24 protein-coding genes and 1 pseudogene are annotated in these 25,079 nt (G+C 64.1%); 14 read left to right on the forward strand and 11 right to left on the reverse strand.

The window, feature by feature from the left end:
* Positions 1-16 precede the first annotated feature (16 nt).
* The gene (locus LPB04_RS01830) at positions 17-625 is read right to left on the reverse strand and encodes a DJ-1/PfpI family protein (RefSeq protein WP_193687114.1); all 609 of its coding nucleotides are present in this window, start codon (positions 623-625) and stop codon (positions 17-19) included.
* 135 nt (positions 626-760) lie between these two features.
* Here LPB04_RS01830 and LPB04_RS01835 point away from each other — a divergent pair, with 135 nt between their 5' ends.
* On the forward strand, positions 761-1,810 hold the full coding sequence (locus LPB04_RS01835; RefSeq protein ID WP_193687115.1) for a MerR family transcriptional regulator: 1,050 nt from the start codon (positions 761-763) through the stop codon (positions 1,808-1,810).
* The gene (locus LPB04_RS01840) at positions 1,803-3,077 is read left to right on the forward strand and encodes an MFS transporter (RefSeq protein WP_193687116.1); all 1,275 of its coding nucleotides are present in this window, start codon (positions 1,803-1,805) and stop codon (positions 3,075-3,077) included. Before LPB04_RS01835 ends, LPB04_RS01840 begins: the two co-directional genes overlap by 8 nt.
* A gap of 10 nt (positions 3,078-3,087) precedes the next feature.
* Here LPB04_RS01840 and LPB04_RS01845 read toward each other — a convergent pair whose 3' ends face one another.
* From LPB04_RS01845 to LPB04_RS01855, 3 genes are all read right to left on the reverse strand, one after another.
* Positions 3,088-3,279, reverse strand: a complete 192-nt coding sequence (locus LPB04_RS01845; protein WP_193687117.1) for a hypothetical protein — start codon at positions 3,277-3,279, stop codon at positions 3,088-3,090.
* Positions 3,280-3,467: 188 nt separating this feature from the next.
* Positions 3,468-3,653 (reverse strand): hypothetical protein, encoded by a 186-nt coding sequence (locus LPB04_RS01850; RefSeq protein WP_193687118.1) that lies wholly within the window; start codon positions 3,651-3,653, stop codon positions 3,468-3,470.
* Positions 3,631-4,266, reverse strand: a complete 636-nt coding sequence (locus LPB04_RS01855; protein WP_193687119.1) for a class I SAM-dependent DNA methyltransferase — start codon at positions 4,264-4,266, stop codon at positions 3,631-3,633. The genes LPB04_RS01850 and LPB04_RS01855 overlap by 23 nt, the downstream gene beginning before the upstream one ends.
* A 94-nt stretch (positions 4,267-4,360) precedes the next feature.
* Here LPB04_RS01855 and LPB04_RS01860 point away from each other — a divergent pair.
* Positions 4,361-4,597, forward strand: a pseudogene (locus LPB04_RS01860) (gamma carbonic anhydrase family protein); the annotation flags it as partial.
* An 8-nt stretch (positions 4,598-4,605) separates the two neighbouring features.
* Here the strand turns inward: LPB04_RS01860 and LPB04_RS01865 are convergent.
* A complete protein-coding gene (locus LPB04_RS01865; protein ID WP_193687120.1) occupies positions 4,606-5,517 on the reverse strand; it encodes a LysR family transcriptional regulator in 912 nt (303 codons plus the stop codon).
* Positions 5,518-5,663: 146 nt separating this feature from the next.
* Between LPB04_RS01865 and LPB04_RS01870 the strand changes: the two genes are divergently transcribed.
* Positions 5,664-6,431, forward strand: coding sequence for a class II aldolase/adducin family protein (locus LPB04_RS01870; protein ID WP_193687121.1), 768 nt, complete (start codon positions 5,664-5,666; stop codon positions 6,429-6,431).
* Between the two features lie 108 nt (positions 6,432-6,539).
* Positions 6,540-7,868, forward strand: a complete 1,329-nt coding sequence (locus tag LPB04_RS01875; protein WP_193687122.1) for an MFS transporter — start codon at positions 6,540-6,542, stop codon at positions 7,866-7,868.
* 42 nt (positions 7,869-7,910) lie between these two features.
* Here LPB04_RS01875 and LPB04_RS01880 read toward each other — a convergent pair whose 3' ends face one another.
* Positions 7,911-8,957 carry an SDR family oxidoreductase gene (locus tag LPB04_RS01880; protein ID WP_193687123.1) on the reverse strand — a complete coding sequence of 349 codons (1,047 nt, stop codon included), beginning with the start codon at positions 8,955-8,957 and terminating at the stop codon, positions 7,911-7,913.
* A 16-nt stretch (positions 8,958-8,973) separates the two neighbouring features.
* The gene (polA, locus tag LPB04_RS01885) at positions 8,974-11,709 is read right to left on the reverse strand and encodes a DNA polymerase I (protein ID WP_193687124.1); all 2,736 of its coding nucleotides are present in this window, start codon (positions 11,707-11,709) and stop codon (positions 8,974-8,976) included.
* 189 nt (positions 11,710-11,898) lie between these two features.
* On the opposite strand from polA, the gene LPB04_RS01890 reads away from it, so the two are divergent.
* The 3 genes from LPB04_RS01890 (at position 11,899) to LPB04_RS01900 (ending at position 14,291) form a co-directional block, all read left to right on the forward strand.
* Positions 11,899-12,459, forward strand: a complete 561-nt coding sequence (locus tag LPB04_RS01890; protein WP_193687125.1) for a DUF2782 domain-containing protein — start codon at positions 11,899-11,901, stop codon at positions 12,457-12,459.
* 75 nt (positions 12,460-12,534) lie between these two features.
* Positions 12,535-13,512, forward strand: coding sequence for a homoserine kinase (locus tag LPB04_RS01895; protein WP_193687126.1), 978 nt, complete (start codon positions 12,535-12,537; stop codon positions 13,510-13,512).
* Positions 13,513-13,517: 5 nt separating this feature from the next.
* Positions 13,518-14,291 carry a BPSS1780 family membrane protein gene (locus LPB04_RS01900; RefSeq protein ID WP_227496589.1) on the forward strand — a complete coding sequence of 258 codons (774 nt, stop codon included), beginning with the start codon at positions 13,518-13,520 and terminating at the stop codon, positions 14,289-14,291.
* Positions 14,292-14,456: 165 nt separating this feature from the next.
* Here the strand turns inward: LPB04_RS01900 and LPB04_RS01905 are convergent, their stop codons facing one another.
* Positions 14,457-16,769 (reverse strand): UvrD-helicase domain-containing protein, encoded by a 2,313-nt coding sequence (locus tag LPB04_RS01905; protein WP_193687128.1) that lies wholly within the window; start codon positions 16,767-16,769, stop codon positions 14,457-14,459.
* Positions 16,770-17,148: 379 nt separating this feature from the next.
* Here LPB04_RS01905 and LPB04_RS01910 point away from each other — a divergent pair, with 379 nt between their 5' ends.
* Positions 17,149-17,694 carry an SRPBCC family protein gene (locus LPB04_RS01910; RefSeq protein ID WP_193687129.1) on the forward strand — a complete coding sequence of 182 codons (546 nt, stop codon included), beginning with the start codon at positions 17,149-17,151 and terminating at the stop codon, positions 17,692-17,694.
* A gap of 97 nt (positions 17,695-17,791) precedes the next feature.
* Here LPB04_RS01910 and LPB04_RS01915 read toward each other — a convergent pair whose 3' ends face one another.
* Complete coding sequence (locus LPB04_RS01915) at positions 17,792-19,861, reverse strand: M13 family metallopeptidase (RefSeq protein WP_193687130.1); 2,070 nt, start codon at positions 19,859-19,861, stop codon at positions 17,792-17,794.
* A 231-nt stretch (positions 19,862-20,092) separates the two neighbouring features.
* On the opposite strand from LPB04_RS01915, the gene LPB04_RS01920 reads away from it, so the two are divergent.
* The 5 genes from LPB04_RS01920 (at position 20,093) to LPB04_RS01935 (ending at position 22,414) form a co-directional block, all read left to right on the forward strand.
* Positions 20,093-20,605, forward strand: coding sequence for a hypothetical protein (locus tag LPB04_RS01920; RefSeq protein WP_193687131.1), 513 nt, complete (start codon positions 20,093-20,095; stop codon positions 20,603-20,605).
* Between the two features lie 51 nt (positions 20,606-20,656).
* The gene (locus LPB04_RS23955) at positions 20,657-21,235 is read left to right on the forward strand and encodes an acyl carrier protein (protein WP_227496590.1); all 579 of its coding nucleotides are present in this window, start codon (positions 20,657-20,659) and stop codon (positions 21,233-21,235) included.
* 69 nt (positions 21,236-21,304) lie between these two features.
* Positions 21,305-21,592, forward strand: coding sequence for a hypothetical protein (locus LPB04_RS01925; protein ID WP_193687132.1), 288 nt, complete (start codon positions 21,305-21,307; stop codon positions 21,590-21,592).
* 145 nt (positions 21,593-21,737) lie between these two features.
* Positions 21,738-22,079 carry a YciI family protein gene (locus LPB04_RS01930; protein WP_193687133.1) on the forward strand — a complete coding sequence of 114 codons (342 nt, stop codon included), beginning with the start codon at positions 21,738-21,740 and terminating at the stop codon, positions 22,077-22,079.
* A gap of 5 nt (positions 22,080-22,084) precedes the next feature.
* Positions 22,085-22,414 carry a YnfA family protein gene (locus LPB04_RS01935; RefSeq protein ID WP_193687134.1) on the forward strand — a complete coding sequence of 110 codons (330 nt, stop codon included), beginning with the start codon at positions 22,085-22,087 and terminating at the stop codon, positions 22,412-22,414.
* Between the two features lies 1 nt (position 22,415).
* Here LPB04_RS01935 and LPB04_RS01940 read toward each other — a convergent pair whose 3' ends face one another.
* Both LPB04_RS01940 and LPB04_RS01945 read right to left on the reverse strand, forming a co-directional pair.
* Positions 22,416-22,610 carry a hypothetical protein gene (locus tag LPB04_RS01940; RefSeq protein WP_193687135.1) on the reverse strand — a complete coding sequence of 65 codons (195 nt, stop codon included), beginning with the start codon at positions 22,608-22,610 and terminating at the stop codon, positions 22,416-22,418.
* Positions 22,611-22,685: 75 nt separating this feature from the next.
* The gene (locus LPB04_RS01945; protein ID WP_193687136.1) at positions 22,686-24,959 is read right to left on the reverse strand and encodes an outer membrane beta-barrel family protein; all 2,274 of its coding nucleotides are present in this window, start codon (positions 24,957-24,959) and stop codon (positions 22,686-22,688) included.
* Between the last annotated feature and the right edge of the window lie 120 nt (positions 24,960-25,079).

Below are 25,079 nucleotides of genomic sequence, written 5' to 3' on the forward strand. Positions count from 1 at the left end.
CAGGCCTGTGCTTGCGTCATCCCGCCGGGGTCAGGCAGGGGACGACATGGTGGAGCATGCGCTCGATGTACTCCTCTTTTTCTCCCACCGGCGCCACGTAATGCATCGCATCGTGCGCCGCATCGACTCCTTCCAGGCGGGCGATGACCCAGGCGGCGAGGTACTGCGAGGCCAGGCAGCCGCCCGCCGTCGCGATATTCCCCCTGGCGAAAAATGGCTGGTGGAGGACCTCGACGCCGGCCTCCTGCACCCATGGCCGGGTCAGCAGGTCGGTACAGGCGGGAACGCGATCGAGCAATCCGAGCCTGGCCAGGACCAGGGTGCCCGAGCATTGGGCGCCCAGTAACTGCCGGCCGGGATCGAGCCTCAGTTGGTCCATCAGCGCCGCATTCGCCACCACTTCCCTCGTTTGCGCGCCGCTTCCGATCAGTACCGCATCGGCCTGGGCCGCCTCGGAGAGGGAGGCCTGGGCTTCGAGTACGACCCCGTTCATCGAGGTGACGCGCGGCGTCGGGCAGGCGATGGAAACGCGCCATCCCGGCTTCTTGACGCGGTTCAGGATGCCGAAGGCGATCAGCGAGTCGAGTTCATTGAAGCCGTCGAAAGTCAGGATGGCGATATGCATGGCGACGGGTGCTCCATTCGTTGGGATACCGGCCATGGTACGTCACCCGGCCTTGCCTCATCGGCAAAAATGCTTGACCCTCACGCGGCGTCAGGCTTTATTGTTGTGCGAACTTGACAATATGCGGAGAACGCGATGCTGCTGAAGATCGGCCAACTGGCACGGCAAACCGGCCTGACCGTGCGCACCCTGCACCACTACGACGCCATCGGGCTGCTGCGCCCGAGCGGACGGGCAGACAACGGCTACCGGATGTACAACGAACGCGACGTCGCGCGCCTGCACCAGGTGCAAGCCTTGCGCCGCCTCGGCCTGGGTCTCGAGGAAGCCGGCGCCCTGCTGGCCGGCGAACACGCCGACATCGGCGCCGTCGTCGCCCGGCAGGTGGCGCAGCTGAACAGCCAGATCGGGCAGGCCACGCTGCTGCGCGACCGCCTGCTGCGCCTGCAGGAAGGCTTTGCCAGCACCAGCGAGCCGGACCTGCAGGAATGGCTCACGACCCTGGAATTGATGGCGGTCTTCGACAAGCACCTGACGCCGGAAGAAACGGCGCGCTGGCGCGCCCATGCCCAGGAAAACCAGGGTGCCGAAGCGGCGTCCTGGAAGGCGCTGACCGCGGAGATGGGGGCCATGATGCGCGCCGGCGTGCCGCCCTCCGCGCCGGAAGCCCAGGACGGCGCGCGCCGCTGGATGGCATTGGTCGATCCGCACCTCAAGCGCAGTCTGCCGCTGATGCTCAAGATGGACGCCCTGTACCGCGACGAACCGCAGCTGCAGGCCGCCGTCGGATTCGACCCTGCGCTGCTCGACTATGTCGGCCAGGCCGCCAACCACTACCGTCTCGGCCTGTACGCGCGCCACCTGGAACCGGCGCAGCTGGAGGCGATCCGCGAGCGCTACCTGCGCCACCCTAACGGCGCCTGGGTGGCGCTCTCGCGCGACCTGTCCGCCCTGATGGAACGCGGCGTCCCGCCCGGCGATCCGGACGTGCTGGCGCTCTGCGTACGCTGGCGCGGCCTGTTCGAGGAGTGCTGGGGCAGCGACCCGGACATCCGGAAGCGCATCCTGCACGCCCAGGCCATTGACCCGCTGCTGGCCCTGGGCAGCATCTGGGACACGCCGCTGCGGGCCTATCTGGAAGCCGGCATCGAACGGCTCGACGCGCAGGAGGCCAGCCATGCGTAAGCCCGATCCGAACCGCGGCGCCCTGTGGCGCAACACGAATTTCCGCTGGCTGTGCGGGGGCGGCGCCATCTCCCTGCTGGGCGACCAGTTCACCCTGATCGCCCTGCCCTGGCTGGTCCTGAAGCTGAGCGGCGATCCGCTGGCGCTGGGCGGCGTGCTGGCGGCGATGGGCGCGCCGCGCGCGCTCTTCATGCTGGTCGGCGGCGCCCTCGTCGACCGCAGCTCGCCGCGCCGTATCCTGCTCGCCACCAAGTGCGCCAGCGCGCTGCTGGTCGGCCTGCTCGGCGCGCTGGTGCTGATGGGCCGGATCGACATGGCGCTGGTGTATGTGCTGGCGGCGGCGATCGGCCTGTGCACTGCCTTCGCCTATCCGGCCGGCAGCGCCCTGCTTCCCGGCGTGCTCGAACCGGCCCTGCTGGCGCCGGCCAACGGCGTGCTGATGGGCATGCGCCAGGTGTCGATGCTGGCCGGCCCGCTGCTCGCTGGGCTGCTGATCGTGGCTGGAGGCGATGCGGGCGGCGCTGCCGGCGGCGGCCTGGCCGATGCCCGCGGTCTCGGGATTGCCCTGCTGCTGGACGCGCTCAGCTACCTGGTCTCGGCGCTCACGCTGGCGCAGGTGCGTCCGCTCGCGCAAGCCGCGGCGCCGGCAAACAGGCCGCCGCTGCTGGCGAGCCTGGCGGCCGGGCTGCGCTACTGCCGGGACGACACGGTCCTGCGCGCCTGTTTTATTTACTGGGGCGCGATGGCCTTGTTCGTGTCCGGTCCCCTGCAGGTAGCGCTGCCGCTGCTGGCCGCGCGTCTTGGCGGCGCCGGTGCCTACGGCAGCCTGATGGCCGCACACGGCGGCGGCATGCTGGCGGGGATGATATTCGCGGGCGTCCGTCCGGGCCTGCGCATCGCCAATTTCGGCACCACGCTGCTGGTAGCCGACGGCGCCGTCGGCCTGCTCTTCATCGCCATGGCCGGCGTGGCCGGCATGTGGCAGGGTGTCGGCTTGCTGCTGGCACTGGGCCTGGTGTCCGGCTACCTGCAGGTGGCGCTGATCTCATGGCTGCAGCGCCGCATCCGTGCCGACATGCTCGGGCGCGGCATGGCGCTGCTGATGTTCCTGTTCATGGGCCTGGCGCCGGTCTCCGCAGCCCTGAGCGGCTGGCTGGCAGGCGCCGTCGGCCTCGATGCCATCTTTGCCGGGGCCGGCGTGGCGATGCTGGCGCTGGTGACGGTCGGCTTCGTCGGGACACCGATCCGGCATCTGAGCGAAGCCTGAACCGGGCGGATCAGGCGAACTTGGTGGCAGCCGGCAGGCGCTTGCCGACGACCTTCACGGTCGCCATTTTCTCGCTGCCGACCGAGACCATCGAATCGGCGCGCACCTGTGCTTTATAACTCTGCGCGCCGGCGTAGGTGGTGCCGACAACGGCGAGTGCGGCGACCAGGAACAGCGTTTCCATGTGCTTGAGGACGTTCATTTTCAGGCTCCCTTCGGTTGGTTGGCGGCCCGTTTGCGTGTGCGTCCGGGCTTTCGATGGGAGTAGATTAGCAAGCGGTCCTCCACGCTTCCATCGGCGTGCGACGAAGTGCAAAAAACGCGTGATGAAGCGCGCAAAGCGGCGATATGGGCGATGTTGAGGCCGGGTGCAGGAATGTTCGCAGCTGATCAGTGCAGGACGGCGTCGCCGTAGGTGCGGCGCAGGCCCGGCTGGCGCAGCACGCGGTGCGCGGTGGCGAAGGGGACGCCCTGTTCGCTCAGCATGCGCGCCGCGGCGTACATGCCCTGCGCGCGCAGCGCTGCAATCGATGCGTCGATCAGTTTTGCGGTGTCATAGTCCCGGCGCGGTTTCATGATGTTCTCCTGGTCGATACTGCGCGATCCATACGGTGGCGCCACCGCAGGCCGCATCGTCCGCCGCATGCCGCAGCACGGCGAACCCATGCTGCACCAGCAGGCTGCGGTATTCGTCCGCGTCGAGCGAGGCGTGATACAGCGCTTCTCCGCCGTTATCGCTCCAGGTTTCGCCATATGCGCTGCCCGACGTGAATACCAGTATGCCACCGGGATGCAGCCAATGCGAGAAGGCCGCGAACATCCCGCGCTGGTCGTCGTGCGGCAAATGGAAAAAGCTGTGCCAGGCGATGAGGGCCTCGAACCTGCGGTCGAGCGTCAGCTTTCGCATGTCGCCGACCAGCAAGCGCGTGTCCGGAAAACGCGTGCGCGCGATGGCGATCATGGCGGCGCTGGCATCGACGCCGGTGAGCTCGAACTGCCGCTCGGCCAGGAAGCGCAGGATCGGTTCGCCGGTGCCGCAGCCGAGGTCGAGGATCGACGCACCCGGCTTCAGCGCCTGGACCAGGTAGTCGAGGTAGGGCTTTTCGATGAGTTCGCGGGTGCGGTGCTCGTCGAACCACGCCGCGATCTTGTCGTAAGCACGAGCAAGGTCCGTATCCCTGGCTTGCATGTCACTGTTGCGCGGGCGGACGTCGGATGGAGCGGGGGTGACCATGCCGAATGGTAGCACCTGGTCGCCGCGGCCAGCCGTACCGGTGCCCTCCCTGGTCGGCATGGGCAGCATCGTCATGGACGACGTCATCGTGCAGGACCAGGTCATGCTCGGCGCCGGCAGCCTGGTCGCGCCAGGCAAGACCCTGGAGAGCGGCTTCCTGTACATGGGACGGCCCGCCGGAAAAATCCGGCCTTTGAGCGCAGCGGAGATCGCGTACCTGCGCTATTCGGCGGAACATTACGTGCGGGTGAAGGACAACTACCTGGGTACGCCGGTTTCAGGCTGACCGGCTCGTCACCTTGAATCAGGCCGGAGCAAGGAAGGTCCGCCTCCCGTGCCGCATACCGTCATCGCATGCCGCAGCACCTCGTCGACCAGCCTGTCACGCGGCCCGCGTACGGTGCGCAGCAGGCCGATGCGCCGCAGCGGTGCGTCACCCGGCAGGGCGATGCGGGTGAGCGCCAGGTTCGAGGTCCACATCGGCGCCCAGTCCACGACCAGCGAGATCCCCAGGCCGCGGCTGACGAAGGTGGCAATCGTCATCAGGCCGTCGATCTCGAGCCGCACCCGCGGCTGGATGTTGCGCTCGCGCAGATAGCGGTCGGCCAGGCGGCCGCCCCAGATGCGGCGGTCGTAGCGGATGAAGGGCTCGGAGCGGAGCAAGGCGTGCGCATCCTGCTCGCCTGTGAAGCGGGCGGGCGCGATCACCACCAGCGGCTCTTCGGTCAGCGCATGCCACTCGCAGCTTTTCGGAATCGCGAACTGGTGCTCGACCACAATCGCGGCATCGAGCTCGCCAGCCATCACCTTGGCCGAGATGTCGACCGAATGGCCGACGTCGACGAACACCGACAGCTCGGGATGGTCGGCGTACAGCTTCTCCAGCACCGGCGAAACGATCGAGGTCGCGGCCGAGAAAAAGCTGCCGAGGCGCAGCTGCCCGAGCCCGTCGCGGTCGACGGCGGCGGCGCGCAGGTCGGTCACGCTCCTGACCACGCCGCGTGACTGGTCGAGGATCTGCAGGCCCGCTTCGGTCGGTTTCACAGCGCGGCCGGAACGGATGACCAGGGCCACGCCCAGCTCCTCCTCCAGGGTACGGATGCGAGCGGCGACGGCGGCCGGCGTCAGGTCCAGCCGGCGCGCCGCTTCGGCCATCGAGCCGCATTCGACGACGGCGACAAAGCTTTGCAAGAATCGGGTATCCATGGCCGGAGTCTAGCACCGGAAGTCCGGTCCCTGAAGCGGGAAGATAATTTTCCTATTGTTCAAAGCTAAGAATGTGGCCTGTATCCATTCAAAAATTTGTTTGACAATGCAGCCTCATTATCTTGTTGTCCCGTCAAGGAAGAGCCATGAACAACCCAGTACAGAACGTCCGCAGCCTGGTCTCGGAAGCCGAGTGGGAAGCGCGCGTCAACCTCGCCGCCTGTTACCGGCTGGTCGCCCATTTCGGCATGTCCGACCTGATCTACAACCACATCACCTGCCACGTCCCCGGCGCCGAAGGCGAATTCCTCATCAATCCGTACGGGATGCTGTACGAGGAAATCACCGCCTCCTGCCTCGTCAAGATCAACCTGGCGGGCGACATCCTGCTCAACCCGAACCCGACCTATGGCATCAACCAGGCCGGCTACGTGATCCATAGCGCGATCCACGGCGCGCGCGCCGACGTCGATTGCGTGATCCACACCCACACGCGGGCGGGCATGGCGGTATCGGCGCTGGAATGCGGCCTGTTGCCGATCGCGCAGACGAACATGCGCTTCGGGAAGGTGGCGTACCACGACTACGAAGGCGTCGCGGTCGACGTGGACGAGCGCGAGCGCCTGGTGGCCGACCTCGGAAGCTCGGACGTGATGATCCTGCGGAACCACGGCCTGCTGACCTGCGGCCCGAGCGTCGCCGAGGCCTTCAACACGATGTACTGGCTGGAGAACGCCTGCAAGGTGCAGCTCGACGCGCTGGCATGCAATGCGGCCCTGATCGTGCCGCCCCAGAAGGTCATCGAGAAGACGGCCAACCAGTTCGAGCCGCATGTGCGCAGGCCGTATGGCATCATGGAGTGGCCAGCCATGCTGCGTTTGCTCGACCGCCGCGACACGTCCTACCGCGACTGATTCACCCCTCCCCGATCCACAAACCAGGCCAGCACAGCTCCCGCAAGAGGAGCGAGGCGGCTGCGTGCGTCCATCGAAACGGACGCGCGCAACAATCAGGAGACACAAATGGAAACCGCAATCGAAAAGAAAGTGATGGGCAAGATTTTCTGGCGCCTCGTGCCCTTGCTCATGGGTTTGTATGTGCTGTCGTATATTGACCGCATCAACGTCGGCTTCGCCGCGCTGACGATGAACAAGGACCTGGGCCTCTCCGCCTACGTCTTTGGCTGGGGTGCCGGGATTTTCTTCCTTGGGTACTGCCTCTTCGAAGTACCGAGCAACCTGATGCTGGCCAAGGTCGGCGCGCGGCGCTGGATTGCGCGCATCCTGTTCACCTGGGGCCTGCTCTCGACCGGCATGGCCTTCATCCAGGGAGCGAACAGCTTCCTGGTCATGCGCTTCCTGCTCGGCGTGGCCGAAGCGGGCTTCTTCCCGGGCGTGGTGCTGTATTTGACCTACTGGTTCCCGGCGCGCTACCGTGCCCGCATCATCGCAGCCTTCATGCTCTCGATCCCCGTGTCGATCGCGGTCGGTGCGCCGCTCTCGACCTGGATCCTCGGGATGGACGGGGTCCAGGGCCTCAAGGGCTGGCAGTGGCTGTTCATCATCGAGGGCGTGCCCGCCGTGCTGGCCACCTGGGTCGTGCTGCGCTGGCTGACCGACCGTCCGGAAGGCGCCAAATGGCTCACCGCGGCCGAGAAGACCTGGCTCGAGGGGCAGCTGGCGGCCGACCGCGAAATGGCGGGCAAGGTGAAGCAGACCTCGTCGCTGCGGGCAGTGTTCACCAACCCCGCGATCCTGGCGCTGAGCTTCGTCTACTTCTGCGCCACCGGCGCCAACGTCGGCCTGTCGTCCTTCCTGCCGCAGATGATCAAGGGGCAAGGCTTCAGCAACCTGGCCGTCGGCTTCCTGACTTCGCTGCCCTATATCGTCGGCTGCGCGGGCATGCTGATCATCGGCTACTGGTCGGACCGCACCAAGGAACGCCGCTGGTTCCTGGTGCTGACCATGGTGATGGCCGCGCTCGGCCTGTACATGGCGGCGGCCTTCGGCGGCGGGATCTGGGCTATCCTGTCGCTCGCGCTGGCCGCGGTCGGCATCCTCGGCTGCAAGGGACCGTTCTGGCCCCTGCCCTCGGCTTACCTGAGCGGCACCGCGGTGGCGGGCGGGATCGCCTTCATCAACTCGGTGGGCAACCTGGGCGGCTTCGTCGGACCGTATGCGGTGGGCTGGATCAAGGATGCGACCGGCAGTTTCGAAGGCGGGCTGTATGCGCTCGCCGGCCTCGCGGCGCTGGCGGCGCTGACGACCCTCGTGTTCGTGCGCGGGCGTGGGCCTGCGCAGGTGACGGACGGGGTCGGGCCGCAGGACAAGCCGAAGGCGGTGGCCGGCTGATCCGGCCTGGTCCACTCGCCGTCGCGGCGAGTGGACTTCGGATCAGGGCAACTGGCCCTTCGCACGCAAGCGCTCGATGGCGTGGACGATCGTCGCTTCGGTCTCCACCGCTTCGGTGAAGCCGGCGCGGCGGATCTTGCCCATGTCCGACACCATGTCGAATTCGGTGTTGAACACGAAGTCGCCGAACCACCAGCCGACCAGTTTCTCGAAGGGTGGCGTGCGCAGGCCGTGCTGCCGCACCAGCCGCTCCCAGGCGTCGGCCTTGAGCGGCATCTGCTGCGCCAGCGACAAGGGTTGCGGCGGCCCGACTTCCATGTCGAAGGCTGCAGCCACGTGGCGCCAGACGCGCTCCCAGCGAAACGGCTCGTTCACCAGGTTGAAAGCCTCGCCGCGCGCCGCCGGGTCGAGCGCGGCCCAGACGCTGGCGCGCGCCATCCAGTCGGCATCCGTGGTCTGGGCCAGCACGCCGGAATACACTTTCCGGGTGCCCGGAAAGCGCAGCGGTACGCCGGCTTGCCGGCTCAGCGCGGCGAACACGCCCATCACCATCACGATGTTCATCGGGTTGCCGGCGATGTCGCCGACCACGACGTCCGGGCGCAGGATCGACCACTCGAACTCGCCGGCGGCACTGCGCTCGCGCAGCAGGTCTTCCTGGGCATAATAAAAATTCGGGGTCAGGTGGCGCGGATCGTCCTCATAGAACGGGGCCTGGGTTGCACCCAGGTGCACGCCGTAGACCTTTGCGCCCTGGTAGTGGACGACGCGCTGTAACGGCGCCCCCACGCTTTTCAGGCCGTCGAGCAGGTTGCGCAGCATGCCGCCGTTGATCCGCTCTTCGTCCAGCAGGTCGGTCCCGCCCTTGAGCGCGGCGTAGAACACGTGGGTGGTGTCGCGCGCGCCTTCCAGGGCCCGCGCGGTAGCCTGCGCGTCGAGCAGGTCGGCCTTGATGGTTTCGACGCCGTCGACAAGGGTGCGCGGCAAGGCACGGACCTGCCAGTCGGGACGTCCCTGCAGTTCGCGCACGACCGCGTTGCCGATGATGCCGCTGGCGCCGACGACCAGCGCACTGTATTTGGTATTCATCCGTTCCTCCGTTGGCTTAGTGCGCCGCTTCCCAGTTCGCGCCCACGCCGGTCTCGGCCACCAGCGGCACCTTCAGTTCGGCGACACCCGCCATCAGCTCCGGCAGCTTCGTTTTGACCAGTTCCAGCTCGGCTTCCGGCACTTCCAGCACCAGTTCGTCGTGCACCTGCATGACCATGCGCGTGGCGAGTTTTTCGGATTCCAGCCAGCCCTGCACCGCGATCATCGCCAGCTTGATCAGGTCGGCGGCCGTGCCCTGCATCGGCGCGTTGATCGCCGCCCGTTCGGCGCCGGCGCGGCGCGGGCCGTTCGGGGAGTTGATCTCGGGGAGCCACAGGCGGCGGCCGAACACGGTCTCGACATAGCCCTTCGCCTTGGCCGCCAGGCGCGTCTCGTCCATGTACTGCTTCACGCCGGCGAAGCGGGCAAAGTAGCGGTCGATGTAGTTGGCGGCGGCGCCGCGCTCGATCTGCAGGTTCTGGGCCAGGCCGAAGGCGCTCATGCCGTAGATCAGGCCAAAGTTGATGACCTTGGCGTAGCGGCGCTGCTCGGAATCGACTTCGTCCGGGGCGACGCCGAAGATCTCTGCGGCGGTCGCGCGGTGGATGTCGACGCCTTCGGCAAACGCCTTCAGCATCGCTTCGTCGCCCGAGATGTGGGCCATGATGCGCAGCTCGATCTGCGAGTAGTCGGCCGAGACGATCACGCTGCCCGGCGGCGCAACAAAAGCTTCGCGGATGCGGCGGCCTTCTCCGGTGCGTACCGGGATGTTCTGCAGGTTCGGATCGTTGGAGGCCAGGCGGCCCGTGATGGCAACTGCCTGCGCGTAGTTGGTGTGCACGCGGCCGGTGCTCTGATTGACCATCTTCGGCAGCTTGTCGGTATAGGTCGATTTCAGCTTCGACAGGCTGCGGTGCTCGAGCAGGACCTTCGGCAATGGAAAATCCTCGGCCAGCTTTTGCAGCACCTCTTCGTCGGTCGAGGGCGCGCCGGTGGCGGTCTTCTTGATGACCGGCAGGCCGAGCTTCACGAAGAAGATCTCGCCGATCTGTTTCGGCGAGCCGAGGTTGAACGGGCCGCCGGCCATCTCGTAGGCCTTGGCTTCGAGTTCAACCAGGCGCGCGCCCAGTTCGCGCGATTGCGCTTCCAGTTTCGCGGCGTCGATCAGCACGCCGTTACGCTCGATCTTCTGCAGCACGATCTGGGTCGGCAGCTCGATGTTCCTGTAGATGAAGCTCAGGCCCGCATCCTTTTCCACGTGCGGCAGCATGGTCTGGTGCAGGCGCAGCGTGATGTCGGAATCCTCGGCCGCGTACTCGGTCGCGCGATTCAGTTCGACCTGGTCGAAACAGATCATGTTGGCGCCCTTGCCGCAGACGTCGACGAAAGGAATCGTCGTGTAGCCGAGGTGGCGCATCGCCATCGTGTCCATGTCGTGCGGCTTGTGCGACTCGAACACGTAGGACTGCAGCAGCGTATCGTGGACGATGCCCTTTAAGGTCACCCCATGGTTGTTAAAAATGTGCATGTCGTACTTCAGGTTCTGGCCCAGCTTCGGCTTGTCCGGGTTTTCCAGCCAGCCGCGCATGCGTTCCAGCACCTCTTCGCGCGGCAGCTGTTCCGGCACGCCGGCATAGCGGTGCGCCACCGGGATATAGGCGCCCTTGCCCGCTTCGACGGACAAGGAGATGCCGACCATCTGCGCCGTCATCGGGTCGAGCGAAGTCGTTTCGGTATCGACCGAAGTCAGCTCGGCCGCATCGGCCAGCGCCAGCCATTTATCGAGCTGCTCCCAGGTCGTCACCAGTTCGTATTCGCCCTTGATGATCGGCATGCCGGGCAGCGTGTCCTGTGCGCCTTCCGGCGAATTGAGGACCGGGCCGCCGGTCGGCGTTTGCGACAGTTCGCGCAGCATGGTTTTAAAGCCGTAGCGATTGAAAAAGTCGCGCAGCGCATCGGTGTCTTCCGGGCGCGCCACTAAACTTTCCTCGATCGAGATCACGTGGCCCATCAGGTCGCAGTCGGTTTTTACCGTGATCAGCTGGCGTCCCTGCGGCAGCCATTCCAATGCCGAGCGCAGGTTTTCGCCGACGGCGCCGGTAATCGTGTGCGCGTTTTCGATCACGCCGTCGAGCGAGCCGTGCAAGGCAAGCCATTTCAGGGCCGTCTTCGGGCCGCACTTGTTCACGCCCGGCACGTTGTCGACGGTGTCGCCGATCAGGGTCAGGTAGTCGATGATGCGGTTCGGCGGCACGCCGAATTTCGTCAACACGCCGGCTTCGTCGAGCTTTTCGTTGCTCATCGTATTGATGAGCGTGACCTTGTCGTTGACCAGCTGTGCCAGGTCCTTGTCGCCGGTCGAGACGATGGTGTGCATGCCCTTCGCCGCGGCCTGCACGGCCAGGGTGCCGATCACGTCGTCCGCCTCCACTCCTTCCACCATCAGGATCGGCCAGCCCATGTGGCGCACGACTTCGTGGATCGGCTCGATCTGCTTGGAGAGGTCGGGCGGCATCGAGGCGCGGGTCGCCTTGTACTCTGGGTACATATCGTCGCGGAAGGTTTTACCTTTCGCATCGAAGACGCAGGCAATGTAGGCGGCCGGATAGTCGGCGCGCAGGCGGCGCAGCATGTTGACCATGCCGTGCATGGCGCCGGTCGGGTGGCCGTCCGGGCCGCGCAGGTCGGGCAAGGCGTGGAAGGCGCGGTACAAATAGCTGGAACCGTCGACGAGCAGCAGGGTATTTTGCATAGGTGTAGGGTGAAGCGGCGAAGAGCCAAAAGTGGGTCCGCAAGCGGGTGGTACATTATCGCAGAATCGGCATGAAGAAAGCACAACAGGAAGGCTGCGGCTGAGCTCTTATATGGGGTCGCCGGCACACATTTCACAGGGAAGGCACTGTGTTTGTTACAATGGTTCAAACGATATTAGGTGACCATCATGCCGCGCACACTTCCCCGCCTGACCCTGTCGATCGCCCTGCTGGCCTGCGCCGGCACAGTGTACGCACAAACGGCCCAGACCGGACAAACCTCGCCGGCCGCACCTGCTGCGACCAGCGGGCAGCCGCAGACCGAACGCATCGAACCGGGCAGCGACGAGCCGGCCACGAAGATCGAACCGCGCCGCGGCACCCGGATCAAGGAAAAGCGCAACAATGGCCAGGTGACCGAAGTCGAAGTCCAGGCGGGCAAAAGCCACTATACGCTGAAGCCGAACCAGCCCGCCGGCAACGCGGTGCCGGGCGATGCACAGAGCAGCGCCTTCCGCGCACCGCAATGGCAGGTGATGGAATTCGACCTGAACGGGAAGAAAAAGGCGGCCGATGCCGAGGCTGCTGCTGCCGCTGCGGGAACCACGGCGCCGGCGCCGCCAGGCAGCGTGACCGCCAGCTCGATCGGCGCTGCAGGCGCACCGAAGGTCAAGGTGCCGCCGGCAACTGTCCAGATGACGAAGCCGGCGGACATTCCGCCGCCACCGCCGCTGCCCGCTACCCGCTGATCCAGCTGCCAGGCAGGCGCTTGCGCCCGCGCGCCCAGATTCTTTCCACCTCAGACTTTCAAGCCCTCTCGCACCATGGCAGTTTTCACGGCGGTAACACTGGATGACCTCACCCAGTGGATGAAACAGTTTCCTCTCGGCCAGGCAGTGGCGCTCAAGGGCATTGCCTCCGGCATCGAAAACAGTAATTTCTTCCTGACGACCCAGCGCGGCGCCGAGCGTGCCGAGTATGTGCTGACGGTCTTCGAGAACCTCGACTTCGACCAGTTGCCCTTCTACCTGCAACTGATGCGCCACCTGGCCGAGCGCGGCATCCCGGTGCCGGCGCCGGTGCCGAATGCCGTCGGCGACCTCGTGGTGCCGCTGCACGGCAAGCCGGCCGCCATCGTCAGTAAACTCGAGGGCAGCTCGCAGATGGACCCGCAACCGGTGCACTGCGCGGAGGTCGGTACGATGCTGGCGCGCATGCACCTGGCAGCAAGCGACTTCCCGATGCAGCAGCCGAACCTGCGCGGCCTGGCGTGGTGGCAGGCCACCACGCCGCTCGTGCTGCCCTATCTGACGCCCGCGAACGCCTGCTTCCTGCACGATGAAGTCACGTTCCAGACAGAGTTCGCAGCCAGCCCCGTCTACGCGCAATTGCCGCGCGGCCCGGTCCACGCCGACCTGTTCCGTAATAACGTGATGTTCGTCGGCGAAAAGCTGACCGGCTGCTTCGACTTTTATTTTGCCGGCGTCGACACCTGGCTGTTCGACCTGGCCGTGACCGTCAACGACTGGTGCATCGACCTGGACAGCGGCGAGCTCGACGAGGCGCGCGTGAATGCGCTGCTGGCCAGCTACCGCGCCGTGCGCCCGTTCACCGATGCGGAAGACATTGCCTGGCAACCGATGCTGCGCGCCGCGGCGCTGCGCTTCTGGCTGTCGCGCCTGTACGACTTTTACGTGCCGCGCGAGGCCGAGATGCTGACGCCCCACGACCCCACCCATTTCGAGCGCATCCTGCGCGAGCGCATTGCGACGCCCGCACCGCGCCTGGCTAATTTCGAATGAACAACATGCCCGCAATTACCGGCTGGAACTGGCTGAAGCAAGGCACCGGCCTGTTCCGCAAACAACCCGCCGCGCTGACGACCCTGCTGTTCGCCAACATCCTGTTCAGCCTGCTGATCAGCGCCGTGCCGCTGCTGGGCAAGATGGTGGCCGTGGTCCTGATTCCCTCGTTCTCGATGGCTTTCATGAAGGCCTGCCTGATGATCGAGAACGGCGAGCGCGTCACGCCCCCGGTACTGCTGACCGGCTTCAGGAAGCCGGTCATCGGTCCGCTGTGCAAGATCGGCCTGATCTACCTCGGCGCCTCGCTGCTGCTGACCTTGCTCACCAAGGTCGCGATCGACCCGAGCTTCTGGCAGCAGGTGTCGCAGCCGGTGGACCCGGCCGCGCCGCCGCAGGTGCAAGCTTCGGACCTGCTGGCCATGTTCGGCATTTTCCTGCTGGACGTGGCGGTGCTGATCGCACTGGCCTTTGCCGCGCCGCTCACCTACTGGCAGCAAATGGGGCCGGGCAAGGCCACCTTTTACAGTTTCTTCGCCGTCCTGAAAAGCGCGCGCGTGTTCATCGTGCTGCTGATGGCCTGGTTCGCGATCTTCTTCGGCATCTGCTTCATCGTCGCGCTGGTGCTGGGCGGCACGAGCCTGGCGCGCGTGGCGATCATGTGGCTGATCTTCCTGTTCGTGCTGCTGCTGCAGTGCGCGATGTATGCGGGGTATCGGCAGATTTTCGGGAAGCCGGTGGAGATGCCGGCGACAGGGCGCGTCAACCTCGACAAGTGAAGCTGTTGTAGGGTGGGCGGATCTCCGCCCACGCGGTGATACGCGACGGCACGATAATCGAGCATGCAATCGGAGCAGTACGCGGGGGCGCGGTCATCAGGTACGAAGTCGGAGCCGTTGCGTATCACCGCGTGGGCATGAATGCCCACCCTACGCAAGGCCCCCTTAGCGGGCGATCCGCTCCAGTTTCGCCACCGACAGATCGAGCACTTTCATCCCGGCCGCGCCGAAGTTGATCTGCGCGCGCGCCGCACCGGCGCCACCCTCGATATTCACGATCACGCCTTCGCCGAACTTGGCATGCGCCACCGCTTCGCCGATGCGCCAGCCGGAGCCCCCGCCCGATTTCTGGGTGATCTGGGCGGCGATCTTGTTGTCGCTACCGGCGTTGCGGAAGGCGGCGTCGTCCCAGGCGGTCGCCGCCTTCTTGTTGGCGAACCAGTGGCTCTGCACGCGCGGCGAGAGCCATTTCAGGGCTTCTTCGGGCAGCTCGTCGAAGAAGCGCGATTTCATATTGAAACGGGTCTGGCCGTGCAGCATGCGCTGCTGGGTGAAGCTCATATATAAACGCTTGCGTGCGCGCGTGATCGCCACATACATCAGGCGCCGCTCTTCGTCCACGCCGTCCGCCTCGCGGGCGCTGGTTTCATGCGGGAACAGGCCCTCTTCCAGACCCGTGATGAACACGGCATCGAATTCCAGGCCCTTGGCCGAGTGCACCGTCATCAGCTGCATCGCGTCCTGCCCCGCCTGGGCCTGGGCATCCCCCGCTTCAAGGGAGGCGTGGGCGAGGAAGGCGGACAGCGGCGACATGACCTGCGGCAGCGGCGTGTCGGCATCCATGATCTCGATGCCGTCCTGGTACACGACCGCGTCGCCGGCCTGCGCCTGCGAGGGCGGACCCAGGTGGGCCGGCGCGAACTGGCCGAAGCCTTCTTCCTGCACGAACTGGGTCGCCGCGTTGACCATCTGCTCCAGGTTTTCGATACGGTCGGCGCCTTCTTTTTCGTTGGCGTAGTGGGTGAGCAGGTTGCTGCGCTCGAGCACGACACGCACCATTTCCGGCAGCGCCAGCTGCTGGGTCTCGAAGCGCGCGCCCTCGATCAGTTTCACGAAGCCGCCGAGCGAGGTGCCGGCCTTGCCCGTCATGTAGGGCACGGCCGCGTACAGCGAGATGCCATAGGTATCGGCCGCCATCTGCAGCTGCTCGATCGAGCGCACGCCGATGCCGCGGGTCGGGAAATTCACGACGCGCAGGAAAGCGGAATCGTTGTGCGGATTGTCCATCAGCTGCAGATAGGCGATCGCATGCTTGACCTCGGCGCGCTGGAAGTAGCGCAGGCCGCCGTAGACGGTATAGGGAATGCCGGCCGCAAACAGCGCGTGCTCGATGACCCGGCTTTGCGCGTTCGAGCGATACAGGATCGCGATTTCCTTGCGCTCCAGGCCTTCGCCCATCAGGCTTTTGGCTTCTTCGATGATCCACTGCGCTTCTTCGAGATCCGACGATGCTTCATAGATGCGCACCGGCTCGCCCTGCCCCGCATCGGTACGCAGGTTTTTCCCCAAACGCTTCGTGTTGTTGGCGATCAGGTAGTTGGCGCTGTCGAGGATGTGGCCATGCGAGCGGTAGTTCTGCTCCAGCTTGATCAGGTTCTTGACATGGAAATCGCGCTCGAAGGCCGACATGTTGCCGACGTTGGCGCCACGGAAGGCGTAGATGCTCTGGTCGTCGTCGCCGACGGCGAAGATGGCGCCGCCGACCTGCTCGCCATGCCCGGCCAGCAGTTTGAGCAGGTTGTACTGCAGGTCATTGGTATCCTGGAACTCGTCGACCAGCACGTGCTTGAAACGCATCTGGTAGTGCTGGCGCAGCGGCGCGTTGCGCGACAGCAGCTCGTAGGAGCGCAGCAGCAGCTCGGCGAAATCGACCACGCCTTCTTTCTGGCATTGCTGGTCGTAGAGTTCGTAGAGCTCGACCATCTTGCGTTCGATCGGATCGTAGGCCTCGACCTGGCCCGCGCGCAGTCCCTGGTCCTTCGCGTTGTTGATGAAGTACATCAGGTTTTTGGCCGGATATTTTTCATCGTCGACGTTTGCCGCTTTGAGTAACCGCTTGATCATCGACAGCTGGTCCTGCGAGTCGAGGATCTGGAACGATTGCGGCAGCGCGGCGTCGCGGTAGTGGGTGCGCAGCAGGCGGTTGCACAGGCCGTGGAAGGTGCCGATCCACATGCCGCGCGTGTTCACCGGCAGCATGGTCGACAGGCGGGTCAGCATCTCCTTCGCCGCCTTGTTGGTAAACGTTACCGCCATGATGCCGGCCGGGCTCACCTGTCCGGTCTGGAGCAGCCAGGCAATACGGGTCGTCAGGACGCGGGTCTTGCCCGAACCGGCGCCGGCAAGGATCAGCGCACTTTGCGAGGGCAGCGTAACGGCTGCCAATTGTTCGGGATTGAGGTTGTGAAGGAGATTCATGCGGCCATTATAGCGCCGGGATCTACTGTATGCCCATCCAGTCACGCGTAGAAACTGTTCAGTGTTGACAGAAAATTTCGACCGAGCTCGTATTCTGAAAGAATATTTCGCATTGAGCGCAGCGGGCTGGCCGCCGATGTCCCACCGCTCGTGCTGCATCTCATGCATGGATTCGTCAATTTCCCACGCACCATGCATGAGCAATTTCCAAGCGAAAATCGAAAAAGCCGCTCTATCTTTCAATATCTTCATTTAACTCAGCAGTAACGGCACGCATCCCTCCCGCGCGCCACCTGTTCAGAAATTCGCTTAACTTAACGACAAATACGCGATGCATCGCGTGGTCCAATATCCATTGTTGTCACCAAAGGAGAAACCTATGTTGAATCGAGTCGTGACGGTCGCCGCACTTGCAGTCGGCGGAATGATGTTGTCGAAACAAATGAAGAAGGGCCGCACCCAGAACGGCGATTCGTCGATCATCGAGGCGATCGAAGTGAACGTCCCGCTGCGCACGGCCTACAACCAGTTCACCCAGTTCGAGGACTTCCCGCAGTTCATGAAGAGCGTCAAGGAAATCCGCCAGCTCGACGACAAGCGCCTGCACTGGAAAGCGAATATTGCCGGCGAAGACAAGGAATGGGATGCGGAAATCACCGAGCAGATTCCCGACAAGCGCATCGCCTGGCGCAGCATCGGCGGCGTGCACAATGCCGGCGTAGTAACCTTCCATAAAATCTCGGACAACGTCACCCGCGTGACGCTGCAGATGGATTACCAGCCGGACGGTGCGCTGGAAGCCATCGGCGACGCCCTTGGGGCGGTGCGCATGGAAACGCGCTCGAACCTGCAAAACTACAAGGAAATGCTGGAGAAGCGCGGCTCCGAAACGGGCGCATGGCGCGGCAAGATCGACCAGCACTGATCAGTGCAGCGTTGAATAAAAACAGCCCGGAGGCCAGCGATGGCCTCCGGGCTGTCTTCGTTCGCAGGACGTCCCGACCGCGGCCGGGATGCAGCTTTTACCAGACCCGGCAACGCTTCAGCGCCGCCATCGGCTGCCCCGGCTTGCAGGCGAAGGCCTTCTCGAACTCCGGCATGTTGATCACGACACCGTTCACCCGGTACTTGCCCGGCGAATGGGGATCGGTCATGGCGGTGACGCGCAGGTTTTCAGGACGGTCGTTTTCGCAGGCCCATTGCGCATAGCCGACGAAGAAACGCTGCTCCGGCGTGAGGCCATCACGCGCAGGCTGCGCCTGCTGAGGCATGCTCGCCATCTGCGTCTTCCAGGCCATCCAGCCGAGGATCACACCGCCCAGATCGGCCACATCCTCGCCCAGGGTCAGCTTGCTGTTGATCTTGATGTCGTCCACCACCGTGTAGCCCGCGTACTGGTCGACGATGCACTGGGCGCGGTCGGTGAATTCCTTGGCGTCCTTTTTGGTCCACCAATCTTTCAGGTTGCCCCTGGCATCGAACTGGCGGCCCTCGTCGTCGAACGCATGGGTCAGTTCGTGGCCGATGGTGCCGCCCGTGTTGCCGTAGCCGGGGGCGTCGTCCATCTTCGGATCGAACAGCGGCGGCTGCAGCACGCCGGCCGGGAAGTTGATGTCGTTCATCTGCGGATTGAAATAGGCATTCACCGTCGGCGGCGTCATCAGCCACTCGCTGCGGTCGAGCGGCTTGCCGATCTTGGCCAGCTGGCGCCGGTTCTCGAACTGCGTGCCGCGGATGGCGTTGCCGGTGAAATCGTCGGGCCGGACCTCGAAGGCCGAATAATCGCGCCAGGTGTCCGGGTAGCCGATCTTGTTGACGATGGCGTCGAGCTTTTCGCGGGCGCGCTTCTTCGTGTCCGGGCTCATCCAGTCGAGCGACTCGATGTCTTTCGCCATGGCCTCTTCCACCTGGCGCGTCATATGCAGCGATTTCGCCTTCAGCTCGGGCGAGAATGCGCGGCTGACGAATTCCTGGCCCAGCGCTTCGCCCAGCTGCGCGTCGACCAGCTGCACGCAACGCTTCCAGCGCGGCGGCTGTTTCTCGACGCCGCGCAGGGTCTGGCTGAAGAAGGCGAAATGCGGCTGGTCGAACTGCGGCGCCAGCGCCGGAGAGAGGCTTTTCAGCACATGCCAGCGCAGATAGGTCTTGACCGCCACCAGGTCGTTCGCGCGCAGCTGTTTACTGAACGCCTTCATGAACTTCGGTTCGGTCACGTTGAAGGTCTTGATGCCCGGCTGGCCCGCGGCGGCCAGATAGCTTTTCCAATCAAAACCCGGCGTCATCGCCTGCAGGCCTTTCAGGTCCGTCTTGTGGAACAGCTTATACGGGTCGCGCTTGTCGACCCGGGTCAGCGAGGCCTGGGCCAGCGCGGTTTCGAGGCGCATCACGGTCGCGGCCGAACGTTTGGCGCTCGCTTCCGATTCGCCGATCAGGCCGAACATCGTGCGCACGTGGGCTTCGTACTTGGCGCGGATTTCCTTTGAGCGCGCGTCGGTTTTCAGGTAATAGTCGCGGTCCGGCAAACCCAGGCCGCCGCCGCTGGCAAAGGCGATCACGCGGGTCGAGTCGCCGAAGTCCTGGTTCGAGCTGAACCCGAAGAAGAAATCCTCGCTCGACAAGGCCAGTTGCAAGCCGGCCAGTACGCGCGGCAGTTCGCGGATCGAGGCCATGCTGTCGATCTGGGTGAGGAACGGCGCCAGCGGCTCGGCGCCGCGTTTGGCGATCGCGCCCTCGTCCATGCAGGCGCCGAAGTAGTCGCCGATCTTTTGCTGGGTCGCGTTGCGGCCCTCCTTCTGTTTCGCCAGGCCGTCGAGGATGCCCCACAGGTAGCGCTGGTTATCCTGCGCCAGCTTGCTGTAGACCGACCAGCGCGCCTGGTCGCTTGGGACCGGGTTGTTCTTCATCCAGCCGCCGCACGCGTACTGGTAAAAATCGACACAGGGATCGGCGCTCTTGTCCATCGCGCTGACGTCCAGGCCCGGCGTGTAGGGGAAGGTCGTGGCCGGACGATCCGGTTCGGTGGTCTGGGCAGCGGCGAAGGCGGCGCTGCAGGCAAGCGCGCCGGCGAGGGCAAGACGGGTCAGTTGGTGCATGGGTGGATGTCCGCGAAAGTGATCCTCCATGCTGACATATAAATATTGCTGAAGCAATAATGATCAGCTGCTGATAGGGAATGCAGAACGCGTATTAAACCGGCCGATAAAGCGTCATACTTGCTTTGATAGCAACAACTTCGTACACTTGGCCGCTCGGGCTGCCTGCAATCGGCCAGAAGCAGCCGTTGACGAAGTGCGCGGTGCATCACACGATAAAGGGGGCAAGAGATGCTGGAACTGAGTAGTCCACGGTGGAGTGAGCTGAGCGATGCGTACGGCAGCGCTGCGAAGATTCCTGAGCTTCTTCGGCAGCTATCGGCTTTACCCAGTGATGATGGCAGATCCGAACCGTGGTTCAGCCTATGGAGTGCCCTTGCTCACCAAGGCGACGTGTACTCGGCTTCGTTCGCAGCGGTTCCACACGTTATCGCGGCAATCGCTAGCTCACCAGAACGCGTGACCGATGTGTATTTTCACTTCCCCGCATGGGTCGAAATCTGCCGGCACAAGAATGGCGTCGATGTTCCCGATGAGCTGGTAGCAGATTACTTCGACTCACTAAGCCGCATTCCTGCTTTGGTTGCAAGTGCCGAAGAAAAGCAGTGGAGCGCTGCTTTTACGGCCTGCGCTCTGTCTGCTACTGCCGCCGCAAAGGGTCAACACGAGCTTGCAGAGGCGCTGCTAGAGCTGACCTCATCGGACACCGTTGGCGAGTTCTTGGAGTGGTCCTACGACCGCTAAGGGTCGTAAGCGGACGCTACAATAGGTCCGCAATCGGCCAGAAGCGGGCATTTGCGTCAACCTATCGACAAGGTAAAGACCATGCGTTCTCCGTCAAGACTCGTTCCACCTCGCAGCGAGAATGGCTTCTCATGGGTATGGCTGCTGGGAGCTTTGTTGGTTGGATTCGGGTATTTTGTGCATTCCTTCTCGAACGTGGTCCGGTGCATTACAGCGTTTCTGATTCTTGTGTTTTGCGCTTACGTGACTGTTATCAACAAACGGGAAAAGCGCAGATTTGAAGCGATTTCCAGCATCCGTGACGAGGAATCAATATGTACCTTTGCACGGAGTTTCTCGACCAGGCATGTGGATACTTGGGTCATTCGTGCAGCACATCAGGAGATCCAGCGACTGATGAAGTCATACGTACCGGCCTTCCCCGTGCGAGCGTCGGACGTTCTCTTGGACGACTTGCACATAGATTCCGACGACATCGAGGAATTGTTGGTGGACATTGCCGCGCGGACTGGGCACTCGCTTGATGAGACCGAAAGCAACCCTTTTTACGGGAAGGTCGATACGGTTCGGGATCTGGTGCTATTCATCAATGCACAGCCACAATTGGCCACTGTTCGGCCGTCCGCTTAGGGTCGGTTGCGAACGTACACTAGAGGTCTGCAACCGGCCAAGAGCGGACGCAGAAGAACAAGGAGACCAATGATTTATCTCGACTGTTCGGGAGTGCATTTTGGTTCGCAGCTCGACGAGAAGCATCTGTTTGAGTGGGCGATGGAGATTTCGGGTGTCCTTCGGTGGGAACAAGATACGTTGGTGGTCAGAACGAACCTATCGCAAGCATCTCTTAGAGACCTGTTAGCTTTGTTCAGTCGCTATCAAATACCAATGGCCCAGCTGTCCCAATTCCGAACGTCCAAGAACGAAGATTGGTTTGCCGCACCAAAGACGTATTGGTACAACCGCGTTTTCGGTAAGCCTGCCCGCTGACAGCAGGGCTGCCCGAGGTCCGCTTCGGGTCGCAAGCAGACGCTACCAAACCAGAAATCGGACGAGCACGGTTCACCAAGTCCACCCGCCAGACCAGCCTCCTGTCACCTTTTGTATGTAAAACGTCATCACCGAGGAGCGGCCCATGACAAAGTTTCTTGTTTCCTTCCCCGCGAGCGCAATGGATGTTCCTGCCGAGGACATGCCTGCTGTTGCTGAAGCGTCGCACGCGATTATCCGAGAGGCAAAGGCCGCCGGGGTCTACGTGTTTGGCGGTGGAATCAATATCGAGGTCGCACCCGTCATGGTTGCAGCGGACGGCAGCTGCACAAGCGACACATATCGCCAGACCAGAGAGTTCGATGGGGGCTTTTGCGTACTCGAACTGCCGTCCAGACCGGATGCTGTTCGGTGGGCGGCCAAGCTCGCTGCGGCCTGCCGCTGTGCACAGGAGCTGCGCGAGTTCTACTACGATCCTGAAAGCTGATGTAGATGCCGGACCTGATCCGTTTCACCGCCCTCTTCGCCCTCACCGCCCTCGCCGAAATTGTCGGCTGCTATCTGCCCTGGCTGGTACTCAAGCAAGGTAAATCCGTTTGGCTGCTGCTGCCGGCCGCCGCATCGCTGACCCTGTTCGCCTGGCTGCTGACCCTGCATCCGACTGCCGCCGGCCGCACCTATGCGGCCTACGGCGGCATGTATATCGCGGTGGCCCTGCTGTGGCTGCGCTTCGTGGACGGCATCCCGCTGAGCCGCTGGGACCTGGCCGGGGCCGGCCTGGCGCTGGCCGGGATGGCCGTGATCGCCCTGCAGCCTCGTTAGATCAGTCGCCCGGGCCTTCGCCCGGCATCGTATCGGCCATCAGGCGCAATTCTTCGGGCGTCAGGTCTTCCGGTTTCTTGCCCGCGAGGGCATCGAAGTCCTCCGCCCCGGATGCTTTGTCCTCTTGCGGCTGCACTTGCGGCTGTCCTGTGGCATGGCCGCCCTGCTCTGCTGCGGCTCCCGGTTGCTTGTTCATGTCGTGCTCCATTCTGGTGGTTCAAAACCCCAGTCTGGCACAGGGGCGCCTTCGGTGGCGCCCCGCTCCGGCCCATCAATGGCCTGGGCCGCCTCCGCCGCCTCCGCCGCCGGCCCCGTGCATGCCCGGCCCGCCGCCGCCACGCATCGGGCGCTGGCCGTTGCCGCCGAAACTGCCGAAGCGGTAGGACAGGCCGACGAAATACGTCCGGCCATTGAAGCGGCGGATGCTGTGTTCGCGCAGGCGGTCGGTCTCGGTGATCGATTCCATCTTCTGGGAATCGAACAGGTCGTTGACGTTGAGCACCAGGGAGAGCGCCGGGCTCAGGTTGTGGCGGTAATTGAAATCGGCCGTGCGGACCGGCTGGCGGTAACCCTCGCCGAGCAGGGTCTTGCCCTGGGCGTTGAGCATCAACTGGAAATGGTTGTTGCGGTCGTATTGATAGCCGAAACGGGCGCGTCCGCTCAAGGTGGTCGCGCTGCGCTTGTCGCCGCTGGCACTGCCCAGCACGCTTTGTTCGGCATAGCCGAGGTTGCCGCTGGCGTTGACGCTCAGCTTGTCCGTGAGCTTGCCGCCGAACGTAAATTCGAGGCCGCCCGAATTGCTGCTGCCGGCGTTTTCCTTGGTCGTCAGCAGGACATTGTCGGCCAGGAAGAAGCGGCGTTCGGAAATCAGGTCGGTATCGCGCCGCGCGTACAGGCGCAGGTTCGTATCCACTTTGCCGAGCTTGGTCTCGATGCCGAACTCGAGCGAATCGGAGTCGCTCGGCTGCAGCGCCGGATTGCCGGAGGAAACGTTGTACTCGTCGCGGTACACGACGAAGGGATTCAGGTCGCCCGCGCCCGGACGGCGAATGCGGTGCGCGTAGCTCAGGCGCAGCGTGGTGTCGTCGGACCAGCCATAGGTGACGAAGGCGCTCGGGATCGCGTCCAGGTAATGGTTGCCGGCACGGATATTCGTCGTCGCCTGGAACATGTCGACATCGGTGTACTCGGCGCGCAGGCCGCCGAGCACGCCCCAGTCCTTGTTGATGCGCCATTGATACGAGGCGTACAGGGCCGCGGTCGTCTCGTCGAGCTCGAAGCGGTTGCTGCGGCCGGTGTTGAGGCGTTCGGCTAGCGTCGCGGCGTCGATGTCGAGGTAGGCGTTGTCGAACACGCTGCTGGTGCGCGCCAGTTTATAGCCGAGTTTGACGATGCCGTGTTCGCCCGGCAGCTCGTAGTCGCCCGTGAAGTCGGCGATGCGGTTGCTGGTCTCGTTGTCCTGACGCGTGCGCGCGGCCTGGGCATTAACGGGACGCACCGTGTAGTCGCTGGCGTTGCGCAGGTCGCCCTCGGTCTTCGCGCCGGACAGGCGCAAGTCCATTTTAAAGAGTTCGCCCTGGGAATCACCCTTGTGGTCGAGGCGGGTCGACAGGCTGTAGTTGCGGCTGCGGCCGTCGCGGCTTGCCTGGCGCAGGTAGTCGCTGTCGACCAGGCCGGCGGCATTGGTGCTGTGGAAGCGTTCGCTCGAAACGGTATCGCTGTCGGTACCGGAGGCCATGACGGTCGCCGCGACGACATCCTTCTCGCCCAGGTTGTAGCTCAGCGACGCATTCATGCCGACGGTGTCGTTGGCGGTATCGCTGTTCGAGGCCTGGGTGCTGCGCGCCACGGCGCCGGTGGCCGGATCGATGCGTTCGCGCACCGTGTCGCCGGTCGACTCGCGCTTGTCGCGGCGGCCATACACCCCGCCCTGGACGCTCATGCGTCCGGTCGTATAGCTGCCGAAACTGCTGAGGTTGGCACGGCCCTCGGTGCCGAGGTTCGCGTTCACCGAGGCGAAACCGCCGGGCGTCCGTTCGCGCCGCATCACCAGGTTCAGGATCGGTCCGCCGCCGCCCTCATTACCGAACTGGGCGCCGGGATTATTGATGACCTCGACCGATTCCAGGTCGGCCGCCGGCAAGGCATTGATCGCCGCGGCCCGGTTATCGCCCTGCATCATGGCCGAGGGCTTGCCGTCGACATAGATCTGCACATTGCTCTTTCCGCGCAACGTCACGTTGCCGTCCGGGTCGACCGCCACCGAGGGCACCTTGTTCAGGGTATCGGCCACGGTATCGTTCGAGCTGGCCGGATCGGCCTTCACATCGTAGACCTGGCGGTCGATGCGGTTCGCGTTGCGCTTGGTGGTCACCGAGACCGTCGCCGCTGCCTCGGGCGCGGACTGGGCCTGCTCGGGCGTGGAAGCGGACACAGGCGCAGGCGCCTGCTGCGCCACTGCCGACACGCAGGCGAGCAGCGCGCCGAGCGCGATGGCGGATTTGGCCGGCAGGCGGGGAAGGTCGGAACGGTGTGTGGCAGGCATGGAGGCGGCGTCGCATTGCAGAGTTTGGTTGACTGCAATTGTCGCATGCAGGCATAAGCGAAATTCTTTCCGGCGTGAAGGATTTGGTAACGGCTTGTTTCAGGCCGCAGGGTAGAATCA

Origin of the sequence: Massilia litorea, assembly GCF_015101885.1 — a bacterium.
GTDB classification, from domain to species: domain Bacteria; phylum Pseudomonadota; class Gammaproteobacteria; order Burkholderiales; family Burkholderiaceae_D; genus Telluria; species Telluria litorea.

What these genes read in the sequence shown, in the direction of transcription:
- LPB04_RS01830 (WP_193687114.1), bottom strand. Translation starts at nt 625, where the DNA reads ATGCATATCGCCATCCTGACTTTCGACGGCTTCAATGAACTCGACTCG.
- LPB04_RS01835 (WP_193687115.1), top strand. Translation starts at nt 761, where the DNA reads ATGCTGCTGAAGATCGGCCAACTGGCACGGCAAACCGGCCTGACCGTG.
- LPB04_RS01840 (WP_193687116.1), top strand. Translation starts at nt 1,803, where the DNA reads ATGCGTAAGCCCGATCCGAACCGCGGCGCCCTGTGGCGCAACACGAAT.
- LPB04_RS01845 (WP_193687117.1), bottom strand. Translation starts at nt 3,279, where the DNA reads ATGAACGTCCTCAAGCACATGGAAACGCTGTTCCTGGTCGCCGCACTC.
- LPB04_RS01850 (WP_193687118.1), bottom strand. Translation starts at nt 3,653, where the DNA reads ATGAAACCGCGCCGGGACTATGACACCGCAAAACTGATCGACGCATCG.
- LPB04_RS01855 (WP_193687119.1), bottom strand. Translation starts at nt 4,266, where the DNA reads ATGCAAGCCAGGGATACGGACCTTGCTCGTGCTTACGACAAGATCGCG.
- LPB04_RS01865 (WP_193687120.1), bottom strand. Translation starts at nt 5,517, where the DNA reads ATGGATACCCGATTCTTGCAAAGCTTTGTCGCCGTCGTCGAATGCGGC.
- LPB04_RS01870 (WP_193687121.1), top strand. Translation starts at nt 5,664, where the DNA reads ATGAACAACCCAGTACAGAACGTCCGCAGCCTGGTCTCGGAAGCCGAG.
- LPB04_RS01875 (WP_193687122.1), top strand. Translation starts at nt 6,540, where the DNA reads ATGGAAACCGCAATCGAAAAGAAAGTGATGGGCAAGATTTTCTGGCGC.
- LPB04_RS01880 (WP_193687123.1), bottom strand. Translation starts at nt 8,957, where the DNA reads ATGAATACCAAATACAGTGCGCTGGTCGTCGGCGCCAGCGGCATCATC.
- polA (WP_193687124.1), bottom strand. Translation starts at nt 11,709, where the DNA reads ATGCAAAATACCCTGCTGCTCGTCGACGGTTCCAGCTATTTGTACCGC.
- LPB04_RS01890 (WP_193687125.1), top strand. Translation starts at nt 11,899, where the DNA reads ATGCCGCGCACACTTCCCCGCCTGACCCTGTCGATCGCCCTGCTGGCC.
- LPB04_RS01895 (WP_193687126.1), top strand. Translation starts at nt 12,535, where the DNA reads ATGGCAGTTTTCACGGCGGTAACACTGGATGACCTCACCCAGTGGATG.
- LPB04_RS01900 (WP_227496589.1), top strand. Translation starts at nt 13,518, where the DNA reads ATGCCCGCAATTACCGGCTGGAACTGGCTGAAGCAAGGCACCGGCCTG.
- LPB04_RS01905 (WP_193687128.1), bottom strand. Translation starts at nt 16,769, where the DNA reads ATGAATCTCCTTCACAACCTCAATCCCGAACAATTGGCAGCCGTTACG.
- LPB04_RS01910 (WP_193687129.1), top strand. Translation starts at nt 17,149, where the DNA reads ATGTTGAATCGAGTCGTGACGGTCGCCGCACTTGCAGTCGGCGGAATG.
- LPB04_RS01915 (WP_193687130.1), bottom strand. Translation starts at nt 19,861, where the DNA reads ATGCACCAACTGACCCGTCTTGCCCTCGCCGGCGCGCTTGCCTGCAGC.
- LPB04_RS01920 (WP_193687131.1), top strand. Translation starts at nt 20,093, where the DNA reads ATGCTGGAACTGAGTAGTCCACGGTGGAGTGAGCTGAGCGATGCGTAC.
- LPB04_RS01925 (WP_193687132.1), top strand. Translation starts at nt 21,305, where the DNA reads ATGATTTATCTCGACTGTTCGGGAGTGCATTTTGGTTCGCAGCTCGAC.
- LPB04_RS01930 (WP_193687133.1), top strand. Translation starts at nt 21,738, where the DNA reads ATGACAAAGTTTCTTGTTTCCTTCCCCGCGAGCGCAATGGATGTTCCT.
- LPB04_RS01935 (WP_193687134.1), top strand. Translation starts at nt 22,085, where the DNA reads ATGCCGGACCTGATCCGTTTCACCGCCCTCTTCGCCCTCACCGCCCTC.
- LPB04_RS01940 (WP_193687135.1), bottom strand. Translation starts at nt 22,610, where the DNA reads ATGAACAAGCAACCGGGAGCCGCAGCAGAGCAGGGCGGCCATGCCACA.
- LPB04_RS01945 (WP_193687136.1), bottom strand. Translation starts at nt 24,959, where the DNA reads ATGCCTGCCACACACCGTTCCGACCTTCCCCGCCTGCCGGCCAAATCC.